The following is a 10,746-nucleotide window of genomic DNA, read 5'->3' as shown; positions in this document are numbered from 1 at the left end:
TTCCAGCTCCTCGAGCTGCAACTCAAGCTGATCGAGGAGTCGGGCGGTGCGCTCGGCGCTGCGGCCATACTTCTCGCGCTTGAGCATCGCGATCTCGAGCTTCAGGCCTGCGATCATCGCTTCTGATGCCGACACCACGGCATTCGAGCGGGCCAGTTCGGCCTTTGTGGCCGTCAGCTCGGCGCGAAGTATCTCGAGTTCGGAGGCGGCATCTGACATGGTCAAGATTTACCATGTCGTCTCAGTAGGGCTATATAAAATAGGGCTCTGAAGGCGATTTACCCGACCTTCGCAGGGCGCTGCGTCCAACGCGGATTACGCCAGTCGATCCCTTCCAGAAGATAGCCGAGCTGGGCCGCGGAGACCTGGACCGTCTCGCCCGAGCTACTGACCGGCCAGATGAACTTGCCCGCCTCCAGGCGCTTCAAATAGAGCGACATGCCGACGCCATCGTGCCAAAGCAGCTTCACCAGATCGCCCCGACGTCCTCGGAAGCAAAATATCTCCCCGGCATACGGATCACGCCCGAGGCCTTGCTGCACCTGCAAGGCCAGCGTGTTCATGCCCTTCCGCATGTCAGTCACGCCGCCCGCGATCCACACCTTTGCGCCTGCCGGAAACGCGATCATGCCCGTTCCACCACCTGGATGAGCCGCGCAAGGGTCGACGTCTCGGTCGAGGCGGCGGTCACGAGGCGACGTCCGTTCGGCAGGATGATCTCCACCCGGTCATGGCTCGTGTCATCCGCCCGAAACTGCGCATCGGTGGTTGCTGGCTCGGCGGCGACTTCCGGCCTCACGGTAACCGCCGTGAAATGCGCCCGGTCCCCATTGCCGATCAGAAGGCCCTCACGTGCCAGGCGACGCCACCGTGTGAGAAGCGAACGAGAGATCTCGTAGCGTCGTGCCGTCGCTGCTGCCATCCGAGGCGCCGCATAGCTCTCCTCAACGATCCGCACCTTCTCGGCGTCAGTCCACCGACGCCGCCGGCCGGTATCCGTGACCGAAAGAACCTCTACTTGGGACATGAAGCTATAGTCTGTCATAGCTTCATGCTCTTAAAGGCAGCCGGGTGGGTCGGTCAGACGGCCCTCGGCGGAGGCATACGTTAGCAGGACCTTTGGGGGTGCTTATTGAGCTTGTCGCGGAAGGGGTCGACGTACTGGTTCCTGGCGGTTGGTTCGGGCGCACGTCAAGGGCCTCTCGGGCCCGCTACCGGCGACGAGCTGGCCTTCCACGACGCTGCTCTTTGCGAACAGGGCTTGCTTTTGGTCTGGTTGCATTCCGGCGCGGCCTCGCACGCGCAGAGAACGGACAAGCGAGGACCGTCTGGGGCCTTCCCGGCGTACCACGACTTGGATCTGTCTGATGCTGAAGAAAGGATGTCCTGGAGATGCGCCGTGGTGCGTTTCAGCCCTGAACGGGCGGAGCCCCGGGCCTCCATGGTCTTCCGCTCAGCCAGACGGTCGGATCGGTCGAAAGCCAGCCCGGATGGGGAGGGCTCGATTGGCCGGCTTTGGCTTCGCGACGCTGTACCGACGCGGACCGCGGTGCAGTTCGCGTAATCCGACAACCGCTGAAGCCCCTGATCCCCTCTCCGCGACATTGCTGCGCAGTGCCCTGCCGGGCAGTGGGCTGCACCGGCATCAAGTGCCGTGGAGACGATGAGCGACTGGCCCGCAAGCATGGCTCCTCGTGCCCGGAGGCAATGGCGGAACATCCATCTCGCCGTAGACGCAGGCACGGGAGATGTCTGCGCGGTCGAGGTCACCTCGAGCCGCCAGGGCGGCAGCCCATCCCTCAGAAACACAATCAGCGGGCCATTTTCCAATCCTCCTCATTGCCGGAGGTGCGGGTGCAGATCCTGCACGACGCGCCAATCGAAACCGCAACCGCGGACGGCGCCTGCAATTCCCGGTGGTGCCGTGGCGCGATCGCCGATCCACGTGCAAAGGCGTTCGGGCATTCCTGCGAGCCGGTGGCATTCAAGCCCTCACTGCCCGTCCGCCGCAACGGGCGTTCTTGAAAAGAGGACTGTCCCGCCGCCATCGCACGAAGGGGGATCCTGCGCACGACCCCGCATCCGGGCCCGGCACGGTGGAGGAAACGGGCGCGGGAGAAAACAGGCGCGGCACCACGTCCGCAGCCGGGTCGCGGCGCGCATGACTTACCCGAAGCGCTCCGGTGAGCGGATCATGCCACGAAGCCCCGACCGTCAGACGGTCGAAAGCCAGACCCGCATCACCGTCAAGAACCGCTTCCCCGACCTCGGCAGGGCCGAGACCGAAGCCGTCGCCGAAACTCAGCAGGGAAAGGGGAATGAACGTCTTTGGCTGCGATCGGGCAACGAGGTTGAGCTGATGAGAAAGCAATTCGCCTCTATTCCCCAAGCGAAGCAGCTGCTGGCCACCTCAAGCCGTAGTTCTCGGATCGCCGCATCTCTCTTCCGGGAGTGCTTTTCAGCAGAAATCGCGTCATCTGGACAACCGAAAGAGGCTTCCAGCGAACGTGCGGTGAGGTTCTTCCGTTCTTGTCGTTGCGCATCTCTTCTATGGGCTCGCGCCTGTTCCATCGCCGTGTCAGCTCGTCCAGATAGCGCTGCGTGTGGTATCCCGTGATCCGATGGTAGACGCCGACGCGGGCCCGCTCGATGAGGGCCCCGAAGGCTTCCGCGGTATTTACGTGAGGGCCGTCCGACGAGAATCTATATAATCGTCTGGGATAAGACACATAGTCTGCACGTCCCGTCTACTTCATCATTGTCTGCACGTCAGCCGTCGTCCAATCAAGGAGATCGGGCTCGTTTTCCCTGGTCGGGTTCCTGCCAACGGGGGGAAGTTTCTGCGCTTCGCGCTCATACTGTCATGCGGCCTCTTGAGGTCGCCACTTGCAGCGACCACAAGTGCCTTGGTCGCGCCCACAGACAGATTGCGGTGCCGTGACGCCGGAACCGATGCCGTTGAGGAGAGAAACATGCCCGAATACAGCTTCTCCCGCAGCGATTTCCCCGACGACTTCCTGTTCGCCGCCGCGACGTCCGCCTACCAGATCGAAGGCCACGAATTCGGCGGAGCTGGCCGGACACATTGGGATACATTCGCCAAAGTCCCTGGCAACGTCTGGCAGGGACAGACCGGCGCGGTCGCGTGCGACCATTACCATCGCTGGCCCGAGGACCTCGACCTGATGGCGCAGGCCGGGCTTGATGCCTACCGCTTTTCGACGTCTTGGGCGCGCGTGATGCCGGATGGTGTGAACGTCAATGCGGAAGGTCTTGATTTCTACGACAGGCTGGTCGACGGGATGCTGGATCGCGGCCTGCGCCCCATGGCGACATTCTATCACTGGGAACTACCTGAACGCCTGGCAGAACGTGGTGGATGGCGGGTGCGCGACACGCCCAAGCGTTTCGCCGATTTCACCGAAGTGATCGGCCGCCGGATCGGCGATCGTCTTTTTGCAGCGGCACCGGTAAACGAGCCATGGTGCGTCGCCTGGCTCAGCCACTATCTCGGCCACCACGCACCCGGTCTGACGGATCTGGCCGCTGCGGCCAAGGCCATGCATTATGTTGGTCTTGCGCATGGTCTTTCGATCGAGGTGCTGCGGGACCTCGGCATCGGCAACCTTGGCGCCACCTGCAATCTCGAATTGTCCATCCCGGCGACAGATTCCGAGGCCGATATTGCCGCGGCGGAGTTGTATGACGGCATCTATAACCGCTGGTTCCCCGGCGCGTTAATGCATGGCGCGTACCCCGACGATGTTCTTGAAGGTCTCGCGCCACACCTGCCGGAGGAATGGCGGGATGACATGAAGATCATTTCACAACCCTTGGATTGGTTTGGAGTTAACTATTATACCGGGCGACGGATCAAGGCGACGGACGGGCCGTTCCCGGCTCATGGCGAGGCGGCGGCACGACCGCCCCTAACCGACATGGGGTGGGAAATTCATCCAGAGGGACTTGCGCAGCTTCTGACCCGACTGGCGGCCGATTATACGAAGGACGTGCCGATCTTCATCACCGAAAACGGCATGGCGAACCGCGATCGTCTCGATCGCGAAGATGTCGAGAGGATCGCTTATCTCGATGCGCATCTCGAAATCGTGCGCCGACTGATCGAACAAGGTGTGCCTGTCAGCGGCTATACGTTCTGGTCCCTTCTCGACAATTACGAATGGGCGTTCGGGTATGACAAGCGCTTCGGCCTCGTGCATGTCGACTTCGACACGCAGGAACGAACGCCGAAAGCCAGCTACCACGCGCTTGCCCGCGCATTGGCGCGTTGATAGGCACGCATATGGCAGATGACGATAAGCAAGAGCCGACGTTTCTGGTTGCCGATGTCGGCGGCACCAATACGCGCGTCGCAATGTCCGCGGGGCGGACAATTCTCCGCGATACAATCCGTCGTTACGCCAACCGGGAGCATGCGGATCTTGCCCCTTTGCTGCGGACATACGTCGAGGAACAGGGTGGTTCCGCGCCTTTGGGCGCCTGCGTGGCCGTCGCGGGCCCGGTTGCCGATGGCCGGGCCGAGCTCACCAACCTCGACTGGTCGATAGATTCGGCGCGTCTGGCACAAGCGACCGGCGCGCGGGACTGCGCAATCCTTAACGATCTTCAAGCGCAGGGTCATGCCCTCGATCACCTCGATCCCAACGCTATTCGTCCGGTCATCGAGGCACAGCCGGCCGATCCGGCGCGTGACGTCGGGGCGCGGCTCGTCATCGGCGTCGGCACGGGGTTCAACGCCGCTCCGGTGCACCAGTTTCCCGACGGTCGCTTTGTGCCACCATGCGAAGCCGGACATGCCAGCCTGCCCATCCGTACAGAAGCAGAGTTGCGGCTGTGCTCATTTGTGTCGACTGCGCATGGGTTTCCTGCGGTAGAGGACGTCCTGTCCGGCCGCGGTCTGGAACGCGTCTATCGCTGGCTATCATCCGAGGCGGGGTCGGACGAAGCGCATCTGGCGGCGGAGATCATGGACAGGGTCGAGAGCGACCCGCGTGCCGAGGCGGCAATTCGGCAGTTTATTCGGATCCTCGGCACAGTTACCGGGAATCTCGCCTTGATCCACTTACCGCTCGGCGGCGTTTTCCTTGTCGGCGGCGTGGCAAGGGCCATGGGTCGGCATCTTGGGAACATGGGGTTTGTCGAAGCGTTTCGTGACAAGGGCCGGTTCGCCGGCTTCATGAACAACTTTCCCGTGTCCCTCGTCGAGGACGATTATGCAGCCCTGACAGGTTGCGCCGCCCATCTATATGAGCGCCGCATTCTGTAACTTTGTCCCCGCAATGATTTGCGCGAGGCCGCCCCCTCGGTAACGTTTTCTTAGCGCCCCCTGCACTACGCATCTTTCGAACGAGATCGGAAGGCCATGCGGCATGGGAGGGGCGCGTTATGATCGACGGCTGTGAGAGCGTCAGCGGAGCCCGGATCCCCCTTCCCAAACGCTTCGACATGATTGCGGCTGAAACGCTGCGGGCCGATGTGACCGGCCGAACCGGCGACATCATCTTGACCGCCGATGCGGTCTCGGTCCTTACAACGCCAGCGTTGCAGCTTCTGATGGCGCTGCGTGATCGCCAGGCGGCGCGCGGTGACGCCTTGTACATCGGCACGCCATCGGACGCTTTTCTGGCGTGCATACGCACACTCGGCGTTTCTCTCGACAGATTGCATACCTGAAGGAGCGCATCAATGAAGGTGCTTGCTATCGACGACAGTCGCACAATCCGAGACATGGTGCGGTTCGCCTTGGAACGTGAAGGAATCGACACCGAACTTGCCGAGGACGGTCAGGACGGGATCGAAGTGCTCGACCGTTTGGATCCCAAACCGGATGCTATTCTGACGGACGTGAATATGCCGAGGCTTGACGGGTTCGGCTTCATCGAGAAGGTTCGGGAGCGCGCGGAGTATGCAGGAATACCTATTCTTGTTCTGACCACGGAAAGCGCCCGCGATCTCAAGCTTCGCGCCCGTGCCGCCGGTGCAACGGGCTGGATCGTCAAGCCGTTTGATCCCGCGCGCCTCGTCGGGGCCCTGCGGACGGTGACGGGTCTGTCCTGATGGATCCGATGGAGGCGATCCGCGCGACATTTTTCGAGGAATGCACCGAACTTCTCGAGACCCTCGAGGCGGGCCTTCTGGCCTTGCAGGCCGGAACGCATGATACGGATACAGTGGATGCGGTCTTTCGTGCAGTACACTCCATAAAGGGCGGCGCTGGCGCATTCGACCTAACAGACCTGGTAGCTTTTGCGCATGAATTTGAAAATGCGCTAGACGGACTGCGCAACAAACGGCTCCCAACGGACGCATCCGTGCTGGCGGTCATGCTCCGAGCGGGCGACCAACTTGGCGACCAAGTCACCGCAGCTCGCGATGGCTACAAGCTCGCTCCGGATACATCCGAACTGAAGAAACTTGTATCCACTGAAACGCCTACACACGCCGCCCCTGAATCACTGTCGCAGCCGACCTCGGCCGATGCTACCGCTCCCGAGTTCACACCAATCACACTCGACATCGAGCTGGACTCCGACTTCTCACCCGCAGTAGGAACACGCCGCGATTCGGAAAAGAAAAATCCCAAGGATTGGCTGATTAATTTTGAGCCTCTACCTGACCTTCTCGCCAGCGGTAATGAGCCTCTCTACCTATTTCGCGCGCTGGAAGTCCTCGGCCAGATAAACGTAGAAGCAATAGATAGCGATCTCGATTTACTTGACAATCTCGACGTCGCTATTCCCCGCCTAAGATGGAAAATCGTACTTAACCCAACAGCGGGCGACTTGACCGAAACGGAAATCGAAAATGTGTTCGAATTTGCCGTTGATCTCTGCGTCTTGAAGATTGATTCTGCGCAACCAGAAAGTGCGCCTCCCAAATCCAAAAATGATACACACTCGGCTAACAGGGTACCCCCTCCGAAATGTGACACGGAAATACCGGGCTCTATCATAGATGACTCGATTTCTGCGTCGCCCGAGGTCGTTCAAGCGATCCCGCCAAACTCAACCCCTTCGGCTGTAAGTGCATCGATTCGGGTCGACCTGAGCCGAGTTGATCGTCTGGTGAACCTAGTTGGAGAACTAGTCATTAGCCAGTCGATGCTCGCGCAAGAAGTATCTACGGCGGGACTTAATAAACATTCGGAGGCCCTCACGAGGCTTGATGATCTTCAGCAACTAACACGCGATATGCAAGACAGCGTGATGGCGATCCGGGCACAACCAGTGCGGTCACTGTTTCAAAGAATGACACGGATCGTCCGCGAAACAGCACAAGCCACGGGTAAAAGTGTTCAGCTTGTAACGTCGGGAGAAGAGACAGAGATCGACAAAACTGTTGTCGAGCGCCTCGCCGACCCGCTGACCCACATCATCCGGAACGCTATTGATCACGGGATCGAAGAAGCCACCATTCGCGACCAGACTGGAAAAAGTCCTCTAGCAACCGTCAGGCTGACAGCACGACAAAGCGCCGACCGAGTTGTAATAGAAGTATCTGATGATGGTCGGGGAATTGATCGTCCACGAGTATTGGCGCGGGCAATCGAGCGAGGACTTGTCGCAAATGATGCTGTCTTAAATGATTCCGAGATCGACCATATACTATTTCTACCGGGATTTTCCACAACTAACTCCATTTCTAAGCTATCGGGGCGCGGTGTCGGCATGGACGTTGTCCAAAAATCGATACGTGATCTAAACGTAACCGTAGTAATTGCTTCGGAACAGAACAAAGGCTGTACGATTTCCATTAGCCTCCCTTTGACGCTGGCTATTTTAGACGGAATGGTCGTTCGGGACGGCAACCAACGCGTTGTAATTCCTCTCTCAGCAATAGTCGAAACACAAATAGAGGCCTCCGCCCGAATCGAAGCCCTTGATAAGAACCGGCGCCTTGCACTTCTTCACGATCAGTTTGTTCCGGTTGTCGACCTCAGCGAAGGAATGGGGTTCTGTAAAACTTCGGAAACAGAAAGGGCGATCTCTGAGCAAGACTCAGCTCTTCTCTTTGTCACCTCGGATGAAGGCGGCACCTTCGCACTTCGTGTGGACGCAATTGAAGCGCAGCGGCAGGTCGTTATTAAGGGTCTGGACGAATCTTTCGGCCGCGTTCCTTGTGTATCAGCAGCGACGATACTTGGTAACGGTCAAGTTGCGTTAATAGTCAATCCAGCCGGCATTGCCAGCAGGTTAGGCCTTGACCGCCAAATAACACTCGGGACCAAATTTGAGAAACCACTAAATGGATAACTCGGATCTTACCGCGCAATTGAGCGATTTCCAAATGCCGCTTCAGCGTTCTTCGAAAGATAACAAACCCGGCAAGCTCGACGGACTTGAACTACTTACGTTTCATAGCGGTGGACACGGCTATGCAATCAACATTATGTCCGTTCGTGAAATCCGTGGTTGGAGCGAGCCTACCCTGCTTCCTCACTCAAAGCCATGGCAGCGTGGCGTTGTGAACCTTCGCGGCTCGGTTTTGCCTGTTTTAGATCTCGCTCACCGGCTCGGAGAAGGTCGGACTAAAGATGACCCTCGAAATGTCATTGTTATTATTGAAGATGCTGGAAAACTTCATGGACTTCTTGTCGAAGCGGTATCTGACATAGTTCGGCCCCAAGATGAACAACTTCAAGACGTTCCGATAAGCGGACTGGGTGGCAATCCCACTATTGCAAAGCACCTCTTCGTAACGGAGAACATAATGCTTCAGGTGCTTTCAGTTGAGGTTCTTCTTGAGAAGACAAGCCTAGATGACAAGGTCGCCCTGTGATTCCGCTTGGTATTAAGGATTTTCAGGAACTTTCCGCTGTTGCCGCGGCAGAGGCTGGATTGCACATGCCTTTATCGAAGCGAGGTTTTGTCGCATCTCGATTACAGCGCCGGCTACGACATCTCAAGATCTTTAGCTTTGGATCCTATGTTTATCTGTTGCGCGGAAGCGGGCTCGCTAGCATAGACGAAAGGTCGAAGTTCATTTCTGCTCTCACCACGAATGTTACGGGGGTATTTCGCGAACCCCATCATTTCCTTTTACTTCACGACCAGATACTCTCTCGTAAAAATAGGGCCAAATCCTTTTCCTCGCCCTGCTGCGTCTGGTCTGCAGGCTGTTCAACTGGTGAGGAACCCCTCTCAATTGCAGCGGTCTGCTATTCTGAATTTGGATCAAGGTGGACGCACATCTTTAAAATATTAGCGACCGACATTGACGAAGAAGTTTTAAGGGCAGCTAGATCGCGATGCGATCCGGAAAACATCGGGGCGAGGTTACTAGACGGTGCACCGCAAACTCCATTTGTTAAAAGAGCTAAACAGCGCTGCCCCCGTTACTTCTATGAAGAGCTCAACCTTGGAATAACGTTCCAGCGCCATAATTTACTTCACTTTCTTCCAGGCTGGAAATGTTTTGATGCTATATTCTGCCGAAACGTCACAATTTATTTTGAGCGGGAAGTCCAGAAGGCAGCTCAGAAAAGGCTCGTCTCTCGCCTTGGTCCCGATGGGCTGTTTCTGATTGGGCATTCTGAGCGCTTGGCATTTGAGGCAAAGAGTTTGGCTCCAGTCGGGCGAACCGCCTTCCGCCAAACATCTGTGACAAAAGGTCCGAAGAAAAAATAAGGAGGAGCAGGCATGGCCTTGAGAGATATGCTTCGAGTTCTCGTAATTGATGACATGTCAACCAGCCGGGGGCTGTTGCTTCAAGCGCTGGACTCTCTAGGAATTCAAAACGTTTCATACGCGGAAGATGGAGCACAGGGTGTTCAGCAAGCACGAAAGTCACCGCCCCATATTGTTCTGTCTGACCTGTACATGCCAGAGCTCAATGGTTTACAGGTATTGCAACACCTTCGCTCGGATCCCGTTACTCAAAAAGTGGGGTTCATTCTTATTACTGGTCGAGGGGACGACTCTATCATAGACACTGGACGAAAGCTTGGAATGAACAACTTTTTAACTAAACCGTTCACGCCAGCACTCTTGAAGGATTGTATTGAAGCGGTGGTGGGGCGGCTTTGAACGCCTCATTCTCATACTGCGTGAACGAAGCGCCTTGCGCGTTCGGCTTGTGTACTTCTTTACGACTGGTATCAAATCATTTTGACTTTGGGTTTTCCTCGCATCTATCAGGGAAAGCAGCATCGCAGCCAGTCACCCCATATTGCTTCGGGCGACGCGCTTGCTAACCCGGATAATTCACGAGAAGGCGGCGGAGGTTGCGTAACCGTCTCAAACTATGTATTTTTTGGTTATCGACGCCAAAGATTCAGATTTCAGCAGGACGACCTCCGCCTGACCCAGTCTACGTGCTCCGCACCCCGTCTGTCACCCCTCAATGGCAAGCCGATCCTGCTCGGGTTTGACGGCGCCGACATGAGCTCCGACGCGGGGCTGACCCTGCTGCGCGAGATCGAGCGCAAGGCGGATCTGGCGCAGCGGCTCGCCGATTGCCTGCGCGATCCGCGTGACCCGGCGAAAGTTCAGCATAGCCTGTGTGACATCATCCGTTTCCGGATCATGATGATCGCGGCGGGATATGAAGACGGCAATGACGCGACCGCCCTGCGGAACGATCCCAGCTTCAGGATCGCGCTGGAGCGTGGCCCGGAAACAGGGCCGGTCTTGTGTTCGCAGCCGACGATCTCGCGCATGGAAAACCTGCCCGACGCCCGCGCCCTTATCCGCATGGGCCGCGAGATGATCCGGTTCTACTGCCACT

General features: G+C 57.9%; 13 protein-coding genes and 2 pseudogenes. 11 read left to right on the top strand and 4 right to left on the bottom strand.

Annotated elements, in window-relative coordinates; genetic code table 11:
• The 3 genes from JSE7799_RS16405 to tnpA form a co-directional block, all read right to left on the bottom strand.
• A partial coding sequence (locus JSE7799_RS16405; protein ID WP_503089892.1) for an IS66 family transposase occupies window positions 1-219 on the bottom strand: 219 nt, incomplete at its 3' end.
• Between the two features lie 59 nt (window positions 220-278).
• Window positions 279-629 (bottom strand): IS66 family insertion sequence element accessory protein TnpB, encoded by a 351-nt coding sequence (gene tnpB / locus JSE7799_RS16400; RefSeq protein ID WP_055664564.1) that lies wholly within the window; start codon window positions 627-629, stop codon window positions 279-281.
• Window positions 626-1,027 carry an IS66-like element accessory protein TnpA gene (tnpA, locus tag JSE7799_RS16395; RefSeq protein ID WP_245624895.1) on the bottom strand — a complete coding sequence of 134 codons (402 nt, stop codon included), beginning with the start codon at window positions 1,025-1,027 and terminating at the stop codon, window positions 626-628. The genes tnpB and tnpA overlap by 4 nt, the downstream gene beginning before the upstream one ends.
• Window positions 1,028-1,437: 410 nt before the next feature.
• Between tnpA and JSE7799_RS21900 the strand changes: the two are divergent.
• Both JSE7799_RS21900 and JSE7799_RS22495 read left to right on the top strand, forming a co-directional pair.
• Window positions 1,438-2,022 (top strand): annotated as a pseudogene (locus JSE7799_RS21900) (transposase); the annotation flags it as partial.
• 139 nt (window positions 2,023-2,161) lie between these two features.
• Window positions 2,162-2,617, top strand: a complete 456-nt coding sequence (locus tag JSE7799_RS22495) for a hypothetical protein (protein WP_442354845.1) — start codon at window positions 2,162-2,164, stop codon at window positions 2,615-2,617.
• A 7-nt stretch (window positions 2,618-2,624) separates the two neighbouring features.
• Here JSE7799_RS22495 and JSE7799_RS22490 read toward each other — a convergent pair.
• Window positions 2,625-2,729, bottom strand: a pseudogene (locus JSE7799_RS22490) (hypothetical protein); the annotation flags it as partial.
• Window positions 2,730-2,972: 243 nt separating this feature from the next.
• Between JSE7799_RS22490 and JSE7799_RS16385 the strand changes: the two are divergent.
• The 9 genes from JSE7799_RS16385 to JSE7799_RS16360 all read left to right on the top strand — a co-directional run.
• A complete protein-coding gene (locus tag JSE7799_RS16385; protein ID WP_055664562.1) occupies window positions 2,973-4,292 on the top strand; it encodes a GH1 family beta-glucosidase in 1,320 nt (439 codons plus the stop codon).
• 11 nt (window positions 4,293-4,303) lie between these two features.
• Complete coding sequence (locus JSE7799_RS16380; protein ID WP_055664561.1) at window positions 4,304-5,287, top strand: glucokinase; 984 nt, start codon at window positions 4,304-4,306, stop codon at window positions 5,285-5,287.
• 119 nt (window positions 5,288-5,406) lie between these two features.
• On the top strand, window positions 5,407-5,694 hold the full coding sequence (locus tag JSE7799_RS16375; RefSeq protein ID WP_055664560.1) for a hypothetical protein: 288 nt from the start codon (window positions 5,407-5,409) through the stop codon (window positions 5,692-5,694).
• Window positions 5,695-5,706: 12 nt separating this feature from the next.
• Complete coding sequence (locus JSE7799_RS16370) at window positions 5,707-6,078, top strand: response regulator (protein ID WP_055664559.1); 372 nt, start codon at window positions 5,707-5,709, stop codon at window positions 6,076-6,078.
• Window positions 6,078-8,273 carry a chemotaxis protein CheA gene (locus JSE7799_RS20140; protein ID WP_083480652.1) on the top strand — a complete coding sequence of 732 codons (2,196 nt, stop codon included), beginning with the start codon at window positions 6,078-6,080 and terminating at the stop codon, window positions 8,271-8,273. The genes JSE7799_RS16370 and JSE7799_RS20140 overlap by 1 nt, the downstream gene beginning before the upstream one ends.
• A complete protein-coding gene (locus JSE7799_RS20135) occupies window positions 8,266-8,799 on the top strand; it encodes a chemotaxis protein CheW (RefSeq protein WP_083480651.1) in 534 nt (177 codons plus the stop codon). The genes JSE7799_RS20140 and JSE7799_RS20135 overlap by 8 nt, the downstream gene beginning before the upstream one ends.
• Window positions 8,796-9,647 (top strand): CheR family methyltransferase, encoded by an 852-nt coding sequence (locus JSE7799_RS20130; RefSeq protein WP_083480650.1) that lies wholly within the window; start codon window positions 8,796-8,798, stop codon window positions 9,645-9,647. Before JSE7799_RS20135 ends, JSE7799_RS20130 begins: the two co-directional genes overlap by 4 nt.
• 12 nt (window positions 9,648-9,659) lie before the next feature.
• Entirely contained in the window at window positions 9,660-10,046 is a 387-nt protein-coding gene (locus JSE7799_RS20125) for a response regulator (RefSeq protein WP_083480649.1), read from the top strand.
• 273 nt (window positions 10,047-10,319) lie between these two features.
• A partial coding sequence (locus JSE7799_RS16360) for a transposase (protein WP_186201987.1) occupies window positions 10,320-10,746 on the top strand: 427 nt, incomplete at its 3' end.

It is taken from the genome of Jannaschia seosinensis, assembly GCF_001408515.1.
In the GTDB taxonomy this organism is placed as follows: domain Bacteria; phylum Pseudomonadota; class Alphaproteobacteria; order Rhodobacterales; family Rhodobacteraceae; genus Jannaschia; species Jannaschia seosinensis.
Note: the sequence above shows the minus strand (reverse complement) of the source record. Positions and strands in the feature narration are given on the sequence as shown.

What these genes read in the sequence shown, in the direction of transcription:
- tnpB (WP_055664564.1), bottom strand. Translation starts at nt 629, where the DNA reads ATGATCGCGTTTCCGGCAGGCGCAAAGGTGTGGATCGCGGGCGGCGTG.
- tnpA (WP_245624895.1), bottom strand. Translation starts at nt 1,027, where the DNA reads ATGTCCCAAGTAGAGGTTCTTTCGGTCACGGATACCGGCCGGCGGCGT.
- JSE7799_RS22495 (WP_442354845.1), top strand. Translation starts at nt 2,162, where the DNA reads ATGACTTACCCGAAGCGCTCCGGTGAGCGGATCATGCCACGAAGCCCC.
- JSE7799_RS16385 (WP_055664562.1), top strand. Translation starts at nt 2,973, where the DNA reads ATGCCCGAATACAGCTTCTCCCGCAGCGATTTCCCCGACGACTTCCTG.
- JSE7799_RS16380 (WP_055664561.1), top strand. Translation starts at nt 4,304, where the DNA reads ATGGCAGATGACGATAAGCAAGAGCCGACGTTTCTGGTTGCCGATGTC.
- JSE7799_RS16375 (WP_055664560.1), top strand. Translation starts at nt 5,407, where the DNA reads ATGATCGACGGCTGTGAGAGCGTCAGCGGAGCCCGGATCCCCCTTCCC.
- JSE7799_RS16370 (WP_055664559.1), top strand. Translation starts at nt 5,707, where the DNA reads ATGAAGGTGCTTGCTATCGACGACAGTCGCACAATCCGAGACATGGTG.
- JSE7799_RS20140 (WP_083480652.1), top strand. Translation starts at nt 6,078, where the DNA reads ATGGATCCGATGGAGGCGATCCGCGCGACATTTTTCGAGGAATGCACC.
- JSE7799_RS20135 (WP_083480651.1), top strand. Translation starts at nt 8,266, where the DNA reads ATGGATAACTCGGATCTTACCGCGCAATTGAGCGATTTCCAAATGCCG.
- JSE7799_RS20125 (WP_083480649.1), top strand. Translation starts at nt 9,660, where the DNA reads ATGGCCTTGAGAGATATGCTTCGAGTTCTCGTAATTGATGACATGTCA.